At 35.7% G+C, this 15917-nt stretch carries 20 protein-coding genes and 1 riboswitch; of the genes, 7 read left to right on the plus strand and 13 right to left on the minus strand.

Annotated elements, in window-relative coordinates; genetic code table 11:
- The 4 genes from nadD to AB3M96_RS16690 form a co-directional block, all read right to left on the minus strand.
- On the minus strand, positions 1-615 hold the full coding sequence (nadD, locus tag AB3M96_RS16675) for a nicotinate (nicotinamide) nucleotide adenylyltransferase (protein ID WP_412968767.1): 615 nt from the start codon (positions 613-615) through the stop codon (positions 1-3).
- 31 nt (positions 616-646) lie between these two features.
- On the minus strand, positions 647-2122 hold the full coding sequence (locus AB3M96_RS16680) for a nicotinate phosphoribosyltransferase (RefSeq protein ID WP_412968768.1): 1476 nt from the start codon (positions 2120-2122) through the stop codon (positions 647-649).
- A gap of 94 nt (positions 2123-2216) precedes the next feature.
- Positions 2217-2765: a cysteine hydrolase family protein gene (locus AB3M96_RS16685; RefSeq protein WP_412968769.1), complete on the minus strand. Its 549-nt coding sequence runs from the start codon at positions 2763-2765 to the stop codon at positions 2217-2219.
- A gap of 66 nt (positions 2766-2831) precedes the next feature.
- The gene (locus tag AB3M96_RS16690; RefSeq protein ID WP_412968770.1) at positions 2832-3608 is read right to left on the minus strand and encodes an NUDIX domain-containing protein; all 777 of its coding nucleotides are present in this window, start codon (positions 3606-3608) and stop codon (positions 2832-2834) included.
- A 466-nt stretch (positions 3609-4074) separates the two neighbouring features.
- Positions 4075-4190: riboswitch (SAM riboswitch) on the plus strand.
- A 127-nt stretch (positions 4191-4317) separates the two neighbouring features.
- Between AB3M96_RS16690 and AB3M96_RS16695 the strand changes: the two genes are divergently transcribed.
- Together AB3M96_RS16695 and AB3M96_RS16700 are read left to right on the plus strand one after the other, a co-directional pair.
- Entirely contained in the window at positions 4318-5928 is a 1611-nt protein-coding gene (locus AB3M96_RS16695; RefSeq protein WP_412968771.1) for a sodium:solute symporter family protein, read from the plus strand.
- A 13-nt stretch (positions 5929-5941) separates the two neighbouring features.
- A complete protein-coding gene (locus tag AB3M96_RS16700; protein ID WP_412968772.1) occupies positions 5942-6412 on the plus strand; it encodes an OsmC family protein in 471 nt (156 codons plus the stop codon).
- A 41-nt stretch (positions 6413-6453) separates the two neighbouring features.
- Here the strand turns inward: AB3M96_RS16700 and AB3M96_RS16705 are convergent, their stop codons facing one another.
- The gene (locus AB3M96_RS16705; protein WP_412968848.1) at positions 6454-7356 is read right to left on the minus strand and encodes a proline dehydrogenase family protein; all 903 of its coding nucleotides are present in this window, start codon (positions 7354-7356) and stop codon (positions 6454-6456) included.
- 241 nt (positions 7357-7597) lie between these two features.
- Here AB3M96_RS16705 and AB3M96_RS16710 point away from each other — a divergent pair, with 241 nt between their 5' ends.
- Together AB3M96_RS16710 and AB3M96_RS16715 are read left to right on the plus strand one after the other, a co-directional pair.
- Positions 7598-8527: a hypothetical protein gene (locus AB3M96_RS16710; protein ID WP_412968773.1), complete on the plus strand. Its 930-nt coding sequence runs from the start codon at positions 7598-7600 to the stop codon at positions 8525-8527.
- The gene (locus tag AB3M96_RS16715; RefSeq protein WP_412968774.1) at positions 8524-9096 is read left to right on the plus strand and encodes a hypothetical protein; all 573 of its coding nucleotides are present in this window, start codon (positions 8524-8526) and stop codon (positions 9094-9096) included. The genes AB3M96_RS16710 and AB3M96_RS16715 overlap by 4 nt, the downstream gene beginning before the upstream one ends.
- Positions 9097-9133: 37 nt before the next feature.
- Here AB3M96_RS16715 and AB3M96_RS16720 read toward each other — a convergent pair whose 3' ends face one another.
- Positions 9134-9838: a Type 1 glutamine amidotransferase-like domain-containing protein gene (locus AB3M96_RS16720; RefSeq protein ID WP_412968775.1), complete on the minus strand. Its 705-nt coding sequence runs from the start codon at positions 9836-9838 to the stop codon at positions 9134-9136.
- A 126-nt stretch (positions 9839-9964) separates the two neighbouring features.
- Between AB3M96_RS16720 and AB3M96_RS16725 the strand changes: the two genes are divergently transcribed.
- The gene (locus AB3M96_RS16725) at positions 9965-10102 is read left to right on the plus strand and encodes a hypothetical protein (RefSeq protein ID WP_412968776.1); all 138 of its coding nucleotides are present in this window, start codon (positions 9965-9967) and stop codon (positions 10100-10102) included.
- 146 nt (positions 10103-10248) lie between these two features.
- Here AB3M96_RS16725 and AB3M96_RS16730 read toward each other — a convergent pair whose 3' ends face one another.
- The 3 genes from AB3M96_RS16730 to AB3M96_RS16740 form a co-directional block, all read right to left on the minus strand.
- Positions 10249-10692 (minus strand): SRPBCC family protein, encoded by a 444-nt coding sequence (locus tag AB3M96_RS16730; protein WP_412968777.1) that lies wholly within the window; start codon positions 10690-10692, stop codon positions 10249-10251.
- Between the two features lie 126 nt (positions 10693-10818).
- A complete protein-coding gene (locus tag AB3M96_RS16735) occupies positions 10819-11007 on the minus strand; it encodes a hypothetical protein (protein ID WP_412968778.1) in 189 nt (62 codons plus the stop codon).
- A gap of 307 nt (positions 11008-11314) precedes the next feature.
- Positions 11315-11731: an RrF2 family transcriptional regulator gene (locus AB3M96_RS16740; RefSeq protein WP_412968779.1), complete on the minus strand. Its 417-nt coding sequence runs from the start codon at positions 11729-11731 to the stop codon at positions 11315-11317.
- Positions 11732-11901: 170 nt separating this feature from the next.
- Here AB3M96_RS16740 and AB3M96_RS16745 point away from each other — a divergent pair, with 170 nt between their 5' ends.
- Positions 11902-12774 (plus strand): sulfite exporter TauE/SafE family protein, encoded by an 873-nt coding sequence (locus tag AB3M96_RS16745; protein ID WP_412968780.1) that lies wholly within the window; start codon positions 11902-11904, stop codon positions 12772-12774.
- Positions 12775-12811: 37 nt separating this feature from the next.
- Here AB3M96_RS16745 and AB3M96_RS16750 read toward each other — a convergent pair whose 3' ends face one another.
- The 4 genes from AB3M96_RS16750 to AB3M96_RS16765 all read right to left on the minus strand — a co-directional run bounded on the left by AB3M96_RS16750 (position 12812) and on the right by AB3M96_RS16765 (position 15157).
- Positions 12812-13000 carry a hypothetical protein gene (locus AB3M96_RS16750; RefSeq protein WP_412968781.1) on the minus strand — a complete coding sequence of 63 codons (189 nt, stop codon included), beginning with the start codon at positions 12998-13000 and terminating at the stop codon, positions 12812-12814.
- 373 nt (positions 13001-13373) lie between these two features.
- Positions 13374-13565 (minus strand): hypothetical protein, encoded by a 192-nt coding sequence (locus AB3M96_RS16755; RefSeq protein ID WP_412968782.1) that lies wholly within the window; start codon positions 13563-13565, stop codon positions 13374-13376.
- A 274-nt stretch (positions 13566-13839) separates the two neighbouring features.
- Positions 13840-14415: an ATP-dependent Clp endopeptidase proteolytic subunit ClpP gene (clpP, locus tag AB3M96_RS16760; RefSeq protein ID WP_412968783.1), complete on the minus strand. Its 576-nt coding sequence runs from the start codon at positions 14413-14415 to the stop codon at positions 13840-13842.
- 28 nt (positions 14416-14443) lie between these two features.
- On the minus strand, positions 14444-15157 hold the full coding sequence (locus AB3M96_RS16765; protein ID WP_412968784.1) for a sigma-70 family RNA polymerase sigma factor: 714 nt from the start codon (positions 15155-15157) through the stop codon (positions 14444-14446).
- Between the two features lie 217 nt (positions 15158-15374).
- Here AB3M96_RS16765 and AB3M96_RS16770 point away from each other — a divergent pair, with 217 nt between their 5' ends.
- Positions 15375-15875: a CBO0543 family protein gene (locus AB3M96_RS16770; protein WP_412968785.1), complete on the plus strand. Its 501-nt coding sequence runs from the start codon at positions 15375-15377 to the stop codon at positions 15873-15875.
- Positions 15876-15917: the final 42 nt, after the last annotated feature.

The following is a 15917-nucleotide window of genomic DNA, read 5'->3' on the forward strand; positions in this document are numbered from 1 at the left end:
CTATTTGTACAATAAATGCTCTTTTATATAGCGATAACAAGCCTCAGGCAATAAGTAACGAGGTTCTCCGCCTAAAGCGAGTTCTTCACGAATGTAGGTTGAGCTAATTTCCATGGCGAGTCCCTTGTCTAATAAATGAAATGTAGATCCATCATCATTGTTACGCAAAAGTGGTGATTTACTAATCGCCTGTAACATATTAAAACCTTCACGTGCCATTACAATGAACTTATTTTCTCGGACGAGGGCCTCTGCGTGGTCCCATCTGCCTTCTCCTATATCAACAAGTAAATCTGCTCCCATAATGAAATAAATGTCATCATTTGAAAAGACCTTTTTAAAATGCTTTAAGGTTTCATACGTACTAATTTTCCAGGCATCTTGATTCATTTCGTAGTCATCCACGATAAACTTTTCATTATCCTCGATTGCAAGTTCTACCATTTTCAGTCTGTGTTTGTCTTCTATCTTCATTTTTTTATCTTTGCGTTTACTAGAGCATGGTAGAAAGATAATTTTATCTAGCTTACAACGATGAGCAACTGTACTCGCTGTCCATAAATGAACATTTGTTATTGGATCAAATGAAGACCCGTAAATACCGATTTTCGCCATGTGCATCTCCCCCGTTAAAAACATCCCCGTCTTACTTTACGTCTATATTTGAAATCATTTCTTCAATGTTTACTTTTACTTCTTCAATTCGCTTCATCTTGTTATCCCAGCACGCTTGACTAAGGTCAACAGGATATTCTTCTGGCATTGCCGGACGCTTATATTCATCCCACAGTAGAGTTAAGTTTTCTTGTACAAACTCTCGGATCTCCTGAAGAGTAGGGACCTCATAAACAAGTTCACCTTTTTCAAAGATTGTATGCTGTAACTCTCTTGCTTCAAAATTTGTTACAAACTTACTCACGAAAGTATGAACCGGATGGAACATTTTTAAGCGTTTTTCACTTTGTGGATCTTCGTGCTCAAGGGTGATATAATCCCCTTCAGATTTTTGATTTGCTTTGTTAATAATTCGATACACTCGTTTTAATCCCGGTGTTGATACTTTTTCAGGGTTACCACTGATTTTAATCGTATCAACCATGTTTCCATCTTTGTCTTCAATTGATACTAGCTTGTATACAGCACCTAATGCAGGCTGATCATAAGCTGTAATTAGCTTTGTACCAACTCCCCAAGTATCAATTTTTGCTCCCTGAGCTTTTAAGTTGATAATCGTATGTTCATCGAGATCGTTTGAAGCTACAATTTTCGTATCTTTATATCCAGCGTCATCTAACATTTTTCTAGCTTTTTTAGATAGATACGCCAAATCTCCACTATCTAAACGGATTCCTTTAAAATTGATACGATCTCCTTCCTCATTTGCAACCCGGATTGCATTTGGTACACCTGACTTCAATGTGTCATAGGTATCTACTAGAAACACACAATCCTTATGTGTTGCTGCGTATTTTTTAAAAGCGGCATATTCATCACGATACGCTTGAACCATTGAGTGCGCATGTGTACCCGCGATTGGAATACCAAATAATTTTCCCGCTCTTACATTTGATGTCGCATCAAAGCCACCTATATAAGCGGCTCTTGTCCCCCAAATCGCAGCATCCATTTCTTGTGCACGACGCGTACCAAACTCCATTGCCACCTCATCCCCAACAACCTGTTTAATACGAGATGCCTTTGTCGCAATTAATGTTTGATAGTTAATGATATTTAAAATAGGTGTCTCCACAAGCTGAACCTCTACGATAGGTCCTTCAATTCTAATCAATGGTTCATTCGCAAAAACAAGTTCTCCTTCTCTCATGGAACGAACTGTCCCTGTAAAACGAAGTTCTTTTAGATACTCTAGGAAATCGTCCTGGTAACCTTCTTCACGCAAATACTCGATATCACTTTCCGTGAACTTAAAATTCTTTAAAAAATCAATGATTCTCTCAAGCCCTGCATAAACCGCATATCCATTACCAAAAGGAAGCTTACGAAAATTCACCTCAAAAACCGCTCTACGATTATGAACCCCTTCCCTCCAATATGTCTCAGACATATTAATCTGATACAAATCCGTGTGTAACGCCAAACTATCATCTCTATACTGACTCATTATAATAACCTCCAATTTGGGACACAGGGACAGGTTCCCTGTCCCTGTTTTCATTCTTAGGTGGGACAAGGGACCTGTCCCTCTGACCCACTTTCTATAATACTTCTGCGCCGATTGAGCTTTTAAAGTGTCCTAACGCCCATTCATGGCCAGTTTGATTAAAGCTTGCTACTGCTTTCGAATGCACCACAATTTTGAAGCCTCTGTTGTAGGCATCAACAGCAGTGTGAAGCACACAAATGTCGGTACATACGCCTACAAGATGTACTTCTGTAATTCCACGTTCACGTAGTTTTAGCTCAAGGTCTGTTCCAGCGAATGCTGAATATCTTGTTTTATCCATCCAATATACATTTGGATTTGCTTGTTGATCATTGAATACCCCTTGCAGTTTCCCATACAACAATCTCCCTGATGTATCCTCAATATTATGGGGGGGAAATAATTTCGTTTCAGGGTGTCGGTGATCACCTTCTTTATGAAGGTCAATTGCAAAGACTACATAATCGTTGTTAGAGATAAATTCTTCTGTAATACTCACAATCTCATTTTCAATCTGCTGACCCGGTTCGCCACAGGTTAACGCACCATCTGATGCAACAAAATCATTTGTATAATCAATATTTATCAATGCCTTTTTCATTAGTATTCCTCCTAATCTTAGTAAACATTAATAATTAACATATTGTTAAATGTACGTTTCAAAAAATTAGTATCTAGCTGTATATATTGGTTTAACTACATCCATATCAATAAATTCATAAAGCTGTGTTGGTGCTTTGGATGTACGCTGTGTCTTTTTCCCTGGAACAAGCTTGATAAATGGCAGAGTTTTTATTTTTCTAGCAAAACTTTGCTCACTTGCTATTGCAGGATCATCAGTCACAGTTAGTAATACCGCTTGTAGTTCAGAGTACGTAAATTGTGTCGGTAAAAATCTTTTTGCCACTGTTGTTTGCAGTAGGTCATTGGTAATCATCGCAATCGCATCTTTAATAATCTCAACATGATCGAATGCAAGCTCCAATGACAGAACCTCATCTAGTGCAAATAATTTCACATCTGCTGCATCGTCATTTGCTTTTCGTTTGGATAAACTATGCTCTGGGACAATCGCATAATGGGCGTTTGTGATAATCCAGCCTCTTGGATCTCTACCAGGCTTATCATAGACTCCAAAGTGTTTAATATGAATCCCACCAACACCCGTCTCTTCTTCGAGCTCGCGTTTTGCTGCTTCAAAAGCTGTTTCATCTTCTTGTACAAAACCGCCAGGTAATGCCCACTTCCCTGCTTCAATGTTTGGTTTTCCTTCTGCATTTGTCATTGAGCGTTGTATAAGCATCAGCTTCATTGTCATTTTCGGTGGTTTGTAAACCTCAGCTTTTTCTGAGACAATAGTGAAAACAGCAATATCAGATGTATATCCATCAGGCGTGCGATATTTCTTTACATCATATTGGTTCAATGCTTCTTCGTTCGACATTGTGTTTCCCCTTTTGAAATTAGTATATGTTACTATTAACAAAATGTTAATTGTTAATTATAGTATATCCGAAACTCACCAAAAAAGTCCACATATTCTTTAAAAATTTTTCCCGATATTTGGGATTCGGCAATTACTTGCTCTATGAGTAATTAACTAATAAATATGCTTTAGCAGTTAGTAATTCATTTGCCCTATGAGTGACCAACTGATATGATTGCTTCTCCAGTTGGCAATTCTTAACTCCAATAAACTAACTACTCCCCTTCGTGTATTGCAACCAATAGTAGTTCAAAAACCTACTAGTCCATTTAAGAACACTAGTTAAGCGCAAGATCCAAATTGTGCTTATTTTGGGACTGAACCTGTCCCTCCGTACCACCTAGGTCTTTAGAAAGATTTCTTAAAAATTGTTTGACTTTTCAAATAACACGTTGTAAATTTAGTATTAATTTTATACGGTATATCCTTATCAAGAGCCAGGGGAGGAAATTGGTCCGGTGATCCTGCAGCAACCTCTTATTTTCTACGGAAAATAAAAAGGTGCTACGTCCAACAGACTTATTGTCTGAAAGATGAGGAAGAGATAATAGTACCTCTTCCTCTTGGGAGAGGTTTTTTTATGGCCTCTCACTTGTTTTAATCCAACTAAACACATGAGTTTAGTTTTGATTATTCATATATGCTATAAAATTTAGGAGGCGGTATTATGACAAGTGTTGGGTATTGGTTTATTGGGTTTGCTTTGGTTTACACGTTTTATCTTATCTTTATAAGTCAGATAGCAAAACGGAAGGCAGTTGATGGAAGTGGATTTTTCGTTGGAGGTCGTGGGTTTAATACATTATTAGTCACTGTTTGTATTACAGGTTTATTTTCAGGTTCTTCTTATATCGCAATTTTAGAGCTTAGCTATCTTACTGGTATTTCTGCGATTTGGTATGGTGTAGCGGAAACGATACATGTTTTAATTATTGCACTTGTGTTAATCGCCCCTTTTCGTAAAAAAGCATTGGTTACCATATCTGGGCTTTTAGGTGACCGTTATGGTGAAAAAGTTCGAGGTGTTGCTGGTGCCATCACTGCCTTTACATTCCCGATGTGGTCTGTCGCTACAGCACTAGCTTTTGCATCCGCCCTCTCTGTTTTTACAGGAATATCTCTAATTTGGTCCGTTGCATTAACTGCCCTATTACTCCTTGTATATCTTCAGTTCGGCGGTATGTGGGCAATCGGAATTACACAGTTAAGTAATGTAATTGTCTTTTTCATCATGCTGGGAATCGGTACATATGCCTTTTTCCTTAATCCTGGAATTGATGGACTTAAGACACTCTTTGAAGAAAAACCACAATACGCCTCCCTTGATGGTGCAGGGATCCAAACAATTTTAGCCTGGTTTGGTACTTTCCTTTTTAACGTAATTCTAGCTCAAGCTGCGTTTCAAATGGCTTTGTCCTGTAAAACACCGAAGCAAGGACGCAACGGATTGCTTTATGCTGCGTTACTTGGTATTCCATTAATAATTGGTGCTGTGCTTTTCGGATTAGCTGCTGCACAGGTTGTCCCAAATGAAGGCCGTGGACTAGTAGCAGTTCCAATGTATCTAATGGAAACTCTTCCAGCCCCTCTTGTCGGACTGTTCTTCTTAGGCTTTTGGGCAGCCGCGCTAAGCTGGGGTGCACCTTGCCAATTTTCTGGTGCTACAAGTTTAGGCCGCGATGTTGGAAGTGCCATAAATCAAAAAGCAACGGAAGCGCAATTAATTCGCTATACAAAATGGTCTTTAGTGCTATTAACTCTTTTAATGGTCGGTTTTGCCCTTTTACGGTCAGAGCAGTCCGCCTGGTGGAATGTACTTGCATGGGTTACTAGAAACTCGGCAACTTTTGCACCAGTAGTAGCTGCATTATTCTGGCCAGTTGTAACAAAACGAGCAGCCCTTATTTCACTTTTTACAGGTTCATTATCCGGTTTACTTTGGTATCACCTTAGTGGCTGGGCAGTAAACGACTTTTATTTAAACATCCATCCGGTTTGGATCGGCATGATTGTTAATATCATTACGATAATAATTGCTAGTTTACTTGATACCGCTAGTAAGTGGGAATGGAATGGATCATTTAAAAGTCTGGGATTCTACTCATTTCTCCTTTCATGCACTTTAATTGGTTTTCTAGTCTCAACTTTCTCATTCCTACATCAAAATGGGATTACAGGAATTATCTTAATGCTTATTGTGTCAGGATTTTTTATCAGTTGTATTAGTTTTATAAAAGAGAAAACAACGGTTACAAGACATGTTAGAAAAATAATATAGGAGGCTGGTAGACTTGGGTATTACAACCGATTTACGAAAAATTGATGTAACAACAGTGTGGAAAAAGAACGTTCAAACAGAACAGTTCGTGAGAGGCTTTCAATTTTTAATTGATGAACCTACAAAGATTGGCGGCGACAATGAAGCTCCTACACCATTGGAATATGTATTGGGTGCATTCAACGGATGTATCTTTGTGGTAATCGATTTAGTTGCAAGAGAAATAAATTTTCACTTTGAAAATATTGACATAAAAAGCCTTGCCGTTGTAGATCGGCGTGGACTATTGGGTACTGCAGATGTTTCACCCTACTACCAATCTGTCATAAACGAAATCGTCTTTGAAACTGATGAAACACCAGAGAAACTAGAAGAACTAAAAGAAATCGTACTCAAACGCTGCCCCCTATACAACCTACTAAAAAATGCAGGTGTTGAAATCGAACTAGTTTGGGACATAGCTCCACTGCCCCACCACAAATAAAAAATGGGTCAAGGGACCTGTCCCCTTGACCCATTTTTTATTTATTTTGAGAATAGACTCTTCCAAACTAAGTTTAGGTTTTGTGGGCGTTCAGCTAGTCTTCTCATGAAGTAGCCGTACCAGTCTTTTCCGAATGGAACATAAGTACAGAAGCCGTAGCCTTCGTCGACAAGTTCCTTTTGCATTTCAGAACGGAATCCATATAGCATTTGGAATTCAAATTTATCGTTAGAGATATTGTTATCTTTTACGTATTGTTTGATTTCGTTGATAATGTTATGGTCATGTGTTGCAATTGATGTAAAGCCTGGATGGTGTAGACGTGTTTTAATTAGTTTAATATAGTTTGCATCAATGTCTTCTTTTTTCTGAAGAGATACTTCTTCGTTTTCTTTATAAGCACCTTTTACAAGACGTAGACGCACATTTTTGTAACGTTCGATATCCATTTCAGAGCGGAACAAATATGCCTGAATAACAGTACCGACATTGTCATAGTCTTTTAGTAAATCATCTAGAAGATCGAATGTCATTTGAGCATGACTGTAATCTTCCATATCAATGTTTACAAAGATATCTAATTCCTTTGCAAGTGACATAATCTCTTGCATATTGGCTAAACAAAAATCATAGCTAATATCTAAACCAATTTGAGTAAGTTTTACTGAAAGGTGAGCATCAACATTTGCTTCTTTAATTGCATTAAGCGTTTCCAAGATGTTTTCCTTTGCTTCAGTTGCTTCCTCTCTACTAAACACAAATTCTCCTAGATTATCTATTGTTGCACGAATACCAAGCGCATTTAGCTTTTTGACAGATTCAATCATTCCGTTAACTTCAGTACCCGCAACAACCTTTGCAGCACCTAGCTTTAATCCCCATTTTTTCGCACCAGCATTTAATAGCTGGTTTTTAGATAAAGCTATAAAAAAGTCTCTTGCAATAGCCACAATGTATTTCCCCTTTTTTAGTAAAAATATCTTTAATCAGATTGTAGCAATTTTACTCGAATTTTTAAATCTTTATTTATTCCCAGAAATATATCAGATAATTTAGTTTTTAGTTCACCTACCATTTTATTAAATTGACTACTTCAAATTGGTGATAATCTTGAAGTATATGAAAAAACTTCCATTAGAAATGGTAAAATAGAATGACTTATGTCATTAAATTGGAGGAATTTATTTGAGAGGAAGTATATTCTGGATTGGTATATCAATTATCATTCTGAGTTGGATTGGTAACTATATATTTTTTCAGTCCAAACAGCTTGATACACCATTATTTTTAGAGCATTACTATGAAACTAGCATTAATGAAGAAGATGAAATACATTTGCCTTTCTACTACATTACAAACAAGTCCGATTCATCAACTGTATCTTACGTCAATATTAATGGAGAAGTTGTTTATCCTGAACCTGATGCTTTTAACATGTGGGATACAGATGCAAACACACCACAGTTTGAGCAAGAATTTACTCATCATTATTTAAAATCTGTCCTTCTTACATTTCCGATCTTACCAGGAGACGAATTATGGAAATTCTCTGGAATGGATGTCCATTTTTCAGATGGCAAAACCGTTCATGCAGACATTGGCCAAGTTATTATGAAAAAAACGGAGTCAACACCTATCGTTTTTGAAACACGTATGAGTGGAAGTGATAGTGATCATCTAAGTCAGCAAACCCTACTTACCACACAACCTATCACTATTAATAAAATTGAAGTTCCTTTTGAAGAATTATCACAAGACGTATTACTTAAAATTGACCGTGAACAAGAACGACTATCCGAACTAGAGACACTTCGTTCAAATGGAGATTTTCCGTCATGGTATCATGATGATTGGAATAAGGAGTGGAAAGACCTTCCAGGCAAACCTGTTGAGGATTTATTGCCACTTTCTATGGATAAGGATGAGTGGATCCGCCTATTTATGCAATTTGATTCAGAACGGGCTAGTTACTATCAATTCAGCATAAAAATGGTTGGAAAAACTGATTCAGGAGAAACGTTTATAAATGAAATGCCCATTATTGATCATCCCGGGTTAACTCAACAAAAGATTACCAATTTAATTGAGTCTAAAAAAAGTGGTGACGTCCATTGAATATAAATTTTAATCGGTTTTTCTGGGGATTTATCATCCTGCTCTTAGATGTACGTATTGTTTTTATTGATGTATTTCCGGATCCCGTTGGTTATTATTTGATTTATTCGGGAATACGAGGTGTCCTCACAGAAGGATGTCCCGCCAAAAAGGTAAAAATACTTGCGATGGCATTAACCACTTTGAGTATTCCTATTGTATTTTATCAACAAGATATTGGGTTAAATGAAATGAGTCAAATACAAGGTATTTCTCCTTGGTTTATCTACACTATAACAATTGAAATTTTACATTTAACTTTAATGTTTTTCATTTTTAAACTAATCGTGAAAGTAGCTATTTCGTTTTGTGATGAAGCATTAATAAAAAGAAGTACTGGAACCTTTACCGTTTATATCTCTTTCATGCTTATCTTCACATTTGCTAACACATTCCTTATAAACCTTCCAAGTGATTTGACATTGGGTATTCTACTATTCACACTTCCTGTGAGGATTGTGTTAGAAATTGTTTTTCTAGTACTTCTGCGGAAATTGCATACCTATAAAGGTCCCCATGCTATTTTATAAGAATATAAAAACTGCACCTCCACACGGAGCTGCAGTTTTACTTTTTATCCCCTAAATAAACGCTATCAATCTCTGTCTCTATTGCTCTACCATCAACTTCTTTAACGAAATACGCTTTCGCTTCAACCCTGGAGCTAACAACACAAGATAAACCTTCATTTTTAAAATGGAGAGCTACACCATCGTCTACTCCATACCCTTCTTTTATTTCCCCTTTTGCAATTAATTGGTGATACGCTGGCCTCCTTTTATTCTCTCCATCATAATGTGGACAATTACTCCCCTTCAGGAAGCCTAAGCAATCCAATTTATATAAAGGAGCATTTAACGGATCTGTTAATCCCTCTTCAAACCAACAGATTGAACCCGCACTTAGACCTGCTAGGATTACCCCTTTTTCATACGCTTTTTTCAAGACAAGGTCTAACCCCCATTCCTTCCATAAAAGAAGCAAATTTCGAGTGTTACCTCCACCCACATATATGATATCCTGCTCAAGGACAAACTCTTCTAAGTTTTCAAATTCTGGTTCAAACAAGGATAGATGAGTAGGTTCACAAGGTAGCGACTTGAAGGCATTGTAAAATCTTTCAATGTAACCGGATTGGTCCCCGCTTGCCGTTGCTACAAAACAAACCTTTGGTACTTCTTTTTTAACCTGAGATAGTATGTATTGATCCAACAAAAGATTTTCAGGCTCCATTGAAAATCCTCCGCCACCCATTGCAATTATTTGTCTCATATCCACATTCCCCCTATTATTTTTGTTTAGATCTTCAAATTTAGTACGAAAGTAGTAGCCTATCAAACCCTCACAAAGTCACAAATGATAACGAAATATGTTAGTGAAAGGCATGGTGAGAACTACATGAAAGAACAAAAATTGAAGCTGACCTACGTCGAAATTGATAAGCTCGTTGAATCATTTGATAAAGAAGTATATAACGATATTAAATGGAAGTTCGTAACCGAAGAAGAAATGGAAAATCTATTAAAGACTTCTTGATAACTAGAATATCTTTTTAAAAAAAAGGCGACCTCATTTGAGAATCGCATACCCATGTATATTAAATAATTTGGATCTTTTATAAAATGATGCCAGTATGGTGTCATTTTTTATTTATTTCACTAAGTCTAATCCTGAAATTTCTACTAATGTATTAAGGAAGCCCTCATTTCCTTAACACCAAATTCTAAATATCCCTTTAAACAGGATAACATATATACCCAGCCTTCCTTTTGACCAATCAACTTTTGAAATAACTCAGGGTCATTTTCTCTAAAACCTGATTCAGTTATTTCAATAATTGTAGTACTAATGTCCAATTCTTTAAGAATAATTGTTACTAGTGTATCTTCCCCAGATTCTTCTCCCCATGAAAATACAATTTTCTTATTTGGATCTATTTCTAGAACATTTATTACCCCTTCTGCATTGTATTCTTCATATTTAAGTGTAATTGACTTGCCTTGTTCCCATCGCTCAGAGCTAGATGAAAACCAAAAGTTCCCTATCCTCTCTGGATCAACAATTGCTTCAAATACCTCATTAGTAGGCTTCGTTATTTTAAATTTCGTAGTTATTTGAGTATCCATATTAAACATCTCTCTTTCAGTTAAGAAATCTCTTTATTTCATCATGGTAAACTCTGTACGCTTTAATAGCAAATTCATGTCCGTGATAAATTTTTTTCTACCACTTTTAAAAATCCACGGAATAACTCAGCTATTGGTTTTGGTATTTAACCTACTGAGTATTTCAGCAACTCCCATTGCTATACCAGCATTTAACATGCCAAAAAGAGTGAAAACAAGGGCAATTCCGTCAAAATCCGAAAAAAAGTTCATTATAAAAAATATAAAGCTACCTGCAAATAAAAGGAGTCCAAAAGCAAACAGTAATCTATCCATCCTTATCCTCCACTTAAAATCATTTCTTTCTAATAAGATCAATACCATAAAACAACAAAGAAATAATAAATGCTAAAAACAAAATAATAGTAGCTCCAAACATATGAATTACAGTAAAGACATCATTTTCACTACTAAATAAAGTTCCAAAACCAAAGTAAAATAAGACACATACCATTAATGTTAAAAAACCTTTTAAAACTTCCTTCCTGTATATTGTTCAATAAAAAATGCATTAATCCTTCTCGAATTAATACACCTAAAGATATCATCATTAAAAATTAATCACTAAATTATCTACTATCTGTCATTTTCCAACATTACCACTAAGGATATCAGCTAGAGTTGTATTATCTAGTAACTCTGCCACAGTATCTCTAACCATCGCCCACAATGGTTTTAACATACAACCAACCTCTAAAGGGCAACTTTCATATGAAGTAACACTTACACACCCCATTGGGGCAAGTGGTCCTTCTAAATTCCGAATCACATCTCCAATAAAAATTTCACTGGGGTCCCTACTTAATTTGTACCCTCCATTTACCCCTCTTTTACTCTGAACGTAGCCATTTCTTTTTAACTGTAAAAGAATCTGTTCTAAGTAATTTACTGGTACTAGTGTCGTATCGGCTATTTCTTCAATATTTTTCAGGCCCTGTTTGGCCCCACCTAAACAAATTAGTGCTCGTAATGCGTACTCACCACGACTAGAAACCTTCATCACGCAGCTCCTTTCAACAGATAGACATATGCCTAAATTTTATTAGATAAAGAACCCACTAAAGGCATTGTTCATATTTTAGGTTAGAAACTTGATTAGATTAGTCAACAATCAACATTTTCGTTACATTCCTAGTCTATTCAAGGTTTGTTGAAAAAAGGAGAGATAAAATGAGAAGATTAATAATTCTTGCCTTTATAGGTTTAGCAGCTCAACTTGTTGACGGTTCATTAGGGATGGCCTACGGAGTGACTTCTACTTCCTTGCTACTCATGTTCGGAATTGCTCCCGCTGTTGCATCTGCATCAGTTAACATGGCAGAAGTCGTTACAACTGCAGCATCTGGTATTTCTCATATAAAATTCGGAAATGTTGACAAGCAGGTCGTATATAAGTTAATCATTCCCGGTTCAATCGGTGCCTTTATTGGAGCTTGTTTTCTTGGAAGTATACCTGGTGATATCATAAAGCCTTATGTATCTATATTTTTATTAATTTTAGGTATTTTTGTTATCTACCGTTTTCTCTTCAAATACAACCCCCATGAAAAGTTCGCTAATAAGCCGATGACAAGGAAACAGTTTATTCCACTAGGTTTCATTGCAGGATTCTTTGACGCAACAGGCGGTGGAGGATGGGGGCCAATTGCTACACCAGTTCTAATTACAGGTAATAAAATGGAACCCCGCAAGGTAATTGGTTCAGTTGATACAAGCGAATTTGCTATTGCTGTTTCATCTACACTTGGTTTTCTTTTAACATTGGGCTGGTCAAATATTAATCTTCAATGGGTACTCGCTTTAATGATAGGAGGAATTATTGCAGCGCCAATTGCTGCCTGGTTAGTAAAAATCATACCAACGAACCTGCTAGGTACCCTTGTAGGTGGAATCATTATTATTACGAATTGTAGAACGTTATTAGGAGTAGTAGATGCATCGCAACTAGTTTCTCTGTACACTTATGTCATACTGGGGCTATTATGGTTATTTGCAATCATAAATGTCGGCTGGAAAATTAGGAAAAATAGCCTTTCATCCTAGAAAGACTAGAGAGTACAAAGACGATCCCTTTGTACTCTTATTCATGTAAATTTTTATTTTTTTCCTTCACAATTAACGTTGAAATTGCCAAACTTACTACCAGGGATATCCCAGAAACGATCCTTCCTACAGTGTCACTTAAATTAGGAAACAATAGACTACTTACAAGAATTAACAACACATAAATGCCTATAATAATAGCTAGCTTCATAAATAGTTGTTTCATTAAGGTCTCCTTCCTTCCCATAAAAGAGTTCCTTTTACAATAAATACGAATAGAAGTAAGGAAGGTTTCCTTTTTTTAGGATCCTCAGAGATTTTCAAGTTTTCAAAGAATATTGATTTTAATGTTCATTATCTTCACTTTTGTACAATTCTACTTCATTTGTAGTTGGTAGGTACCTATACTTCCAGTAGCTTTTCACCTGTACTTCATTGTGTTCCCTAACTTTTTCTAAAGTTATAAAGTAATCTGCATTTGAATCCTCTACCCACACATCGAGATTTTCATTATGTTTAGTAATAGTGCTATGTGGAATTACCTCTATATTTGAAGAGTAGGTAATTGTTATTTTATTTTCTCCACTTTCAATTTCTTCTTATAAAGTTTCATCAGGATTTAAAATTGGAAAATCAGAATGTTTTTCTAAAGCCTTGGAGATCATCTCGATATCGTAATTATGCAGAGTTGAGCTCGTTTCAATTTGTTCCGGACTTGTTGAGGAGGTACAGCCAGATAAAAGAATGAAAATGACCATCATATAAACTGGTATCAAATTATGTTTTCTCATATTTTACTCCTAGAAAATTATTTGATCCTAAAATACTAGACTAGTAACATTTTAATGGAAACAGCTTTATTAAAACCTTTTTTCAATAAATTAAAATACTAAAATTAAAAATTCATAAGAAAATTTTAAGATATATATCCATTTCAAGTACTATATTTACCTTCACCTTATCTAAAACATTTGTAAAATAATAAAGCAGTCCTATACAGAGACTGCTTTAAGGTTAATTACAAAAATCAAACTATCAGCTTAGCTTACTATTTACCCTTTTTACTTACCTGACAATATCATCAATTATTCCATATTCTCTCGCTTCTTCGGCACTCATAAAATAATCGCGGTCTGTATCCCTGGCTACTTTCTCAACCGGTTGACCAGTGCGTTCAGATATTATTTGATTTATATGTTCTCGAAGTTTTAGGATTCGTTTTGCAGAAATTTCAATTTCCGTTGCTTGCCCACGCGCTCCTCCTAATGGCTGATGAATCATGATTTCGCTATTAGGTAGTGCTAATCGTTTTCCTTTTGTTCCTGCTAGTAATAGCATGGCACCGAATGAAGCGGCCATTCCTGTACAAATCGTTCTTACATCTGGCTTAATGTATTGCATTGTATCAAAAATTGCAAATCCTGCTGAAGTCGAACCACCTGGACTATTAATATACAGCGAAATATCCTTCTCAGGATCATCAGCTGTTAAAAATAAAAGCTGAGCAACAACACTGTTAGCAACATTATCGTTAATTTCATCACCTATCATAATAATTCGATCTTTTAATAGCCTTGAATAAATATCATAGGAACGCTCACCACTTCTTGATTGTTCAATTACATACGGAATCATATTCATTTCATTTCCTCCTTCTATCCTGCATTCGTTATGCAGCCATAGAGACAGTGCTTGAAGGAGCTTTGAAGAAAAGTGACTTTTTTACAGAGCAAGTAGGATTTGTTTCTTTTGTTAAAGATCTAATTGTAGGAATCTTTTTAATTAATATAGACGGATCTTGATTAGCAAAAGCTTTCTGAAGTAACTTTTCAATTTGCTCTCGCTCTTCAGAATTCCAATACTGTTCAATTAGAGGGTTATTATCATTTTTATCATTCTTTTTAATGCTTTGTTTTGCTCGATAAATGATCGCCTTTACAGCAGTTTCTGTTGTGTTTAATAACGCAGCAATTTCAGTATTTTGAAATTGAAATCCCTCTTTTAAAACGAACATAATAGTTTGCTTTGGTGTTAATACTGCCAATAGCTCTTGAATAACTTCAAAACGATCCTCGATTTCCTTTGCCCCATTGTAACTATGGTCCGGTACTTCTTCAAGTAATTCCTTACTTCGACGACGAACATTATCAATCCATTCATTACGAGCAATAGTATTTAGTAATGCTGGAGATAATTCCGTATGGTTTTGATAATGATTCCAGGCCTTAAGTAACGATTCCTGAACTAGATCTTCTCCATCCCATTTATTTTGTGAGATAAATTGACAATATCTTTGAAGACTCGGATAAAGCTCCTTAAATTGTTCATCTCTTCTTTTTCCACTAGGCTCTGAAAAGAGCTTTTTCCAGGCTTTGCTCTGCAAAACAATCACTCCTTCAAGACGTCTCTACTTAATAAACGATTCTTACGCAAGAAAAGATATGGGGTATGGAAATATTTATATTTATCAATGAAAGCTTGAGTTACATCTAATTTTTGCTATGCTAACCATGTTATTACATTTTTCAATACGCCAATTAATACATAATATTCATGTGAGGATATATTCTAACAATATAGTTTAAAAAATGAGGTGTCCAATGAGAAACAAGAAAAGAAAAGTATCTGTTATCTTTTTATATACAACGACCATAATTGGATTACTTTTATTACCGTTTGCGATTGTAAAACGTTCCTTTAAGGATTGGATAATTGTATATCTTGTTAGTCTTATTGGTAATTACTTTTCAGATAAATACCTTGTTCAAAAGGGATATTTAAAATACGAAATTAGACCTTTTAAAAACAAAGTTAAAGTACACCTTCCTTTTGATTATATTCATTATCCCTTATTGCTCCTATATTACAATCAATGGACGCTAAACAGTAAACCAATTGGTTTATTTTTAAAACTATTTCCTTTTATCATTCCTCAGACCATCATTGAAACGATTGCAGCAAAAAAGACACACCTTATAAGTTGGAAAAAGGGCTGGTCCTGGTACCATTCATTTTTCAGCTTACTTGTAAAGTTTCTCTTATGTAGGAGTACTATTGCATTAATCCGAGTGATTAATAAGGGGAAAATCTCCGTAAGATAAAGTTCACTAATCAATCAATTACATAAAAAAATAGCGCAAATC

The organism is Ferdinandcohnia jepli (assembly GCF_047246645.1).
Lineage (GTDB): Bacteria > Bacillota > Bacilli > Bacillales > Bacillaceae_L > Ferdinandcohnia.

Excerpts from the sequence above, each read along its gene's own strand:
- AB3M96_RS16680 (WP_412968768.1), bottom strand. The coding sequence starts at position 2,122 with ATGAGTCAGTATAGAGATGATAGTTTGGCGTTACACACGGATTTGTAT.
- AB3M96_RS16695 (WP_412968771.1), top strand. The coding sequence starts at position 4,318 with ATGACAAGTGTTGGGTATTGGTTTATTGGGTTTGCTTTGGTTTACACG.
- AB3M96_RS16745 (WP_412968780.1), top strand. The coding sequence starts at position 11,902 with ATGAGAAGATTAATAATTCTTGCCTTTATAGGTTTAGCAGCTCAACTT.
- AB3M96_RS16730 (WP_412968777.1), bottom strand. The coding sequence starts at position 10,692 with ATGGATACTCAAATAACTACGAAATTTAAAATAACGAAGCCTACTAAT.
- nadD (WP_412968767.1), bottom strand. The coding sequence starts at position 615 with ATGGCGAAAATCGGTATTTACGGGTCTTCATTTGATCCAATAACAAAT.
- AB3M96_RS16720 (WP_412968775.1), bottom strand. The coding sequence starts at position 9,838 with ATGAGACAAATAATTGCAATGGGTGGCGGAGGATTTTCAATGGAGCCT.
- AB3M96_RS16755 (WP_412968782.1), bottom strand. The coding sequence starts at position 13,565 with ATGAGAAAACATAATTTGATACCAGTTTATATGATGGTCATTTTCATT.
- AB3M96_RS16750 (WP_412968781.1), bottom strand. The coding sequence starts at position 13,000 with ATGAAACAACTATTTATGAAGCTAGCTATTATTATAGGCATTTATGTG.
- AB3M96_RS16735 (WP_412968778.1), bottom strand. The coding sequence starts at position 11,007 with ATGGATAGATTACTGTTTGCTTTTGGACTCCTTTTATTTGCAGGTAGC.
- AB3M96_RS16685 (WP_412968769.1), bottom strand. The coding sequence starts at position 2,765 with ATGAAAAAGGCATTGATAAATATTGATTATACAAATGATTTTGTTGCA.
- AB3M96_RS16690 (WP_412968770.1), bottom strand. The coding sequence starts at position 3,608 with ATGTCGAACGAAGAAGCATTGAACCAATATGATGTAAAGAAATATCGC.
- clpP (WP_412968783.1), bottom strand. The coding sequence starts at position 14,415 with ATGAATATGATTCCGTATGTAATTGAACAATCAAGAAGTGGTGAGCGT.
- AB3M96_RS16740 (WP_412968779.1), bottom strand. The coding sequence starts at position 11,731 with ATGAAGGTTTCTAGTCGTGGTGAGTACGCATTACGAGCACTAATTTGT.
- AB3M96_RS16725 (WP_412968776.1), top strand. The coding sequence starts at position 9,965 with ATGAAAGAACAAAAATTGAAGCTGACCTACGTCGAAATTGATAAGCTC.
- AB3M96_RS16770 (WP_412968785.1), top strand. The coding sequence starts at position 15,375 with ATGAGAAACAAGAAAAGAAAAGTATCTGTTATCTTTTTATATACAACG.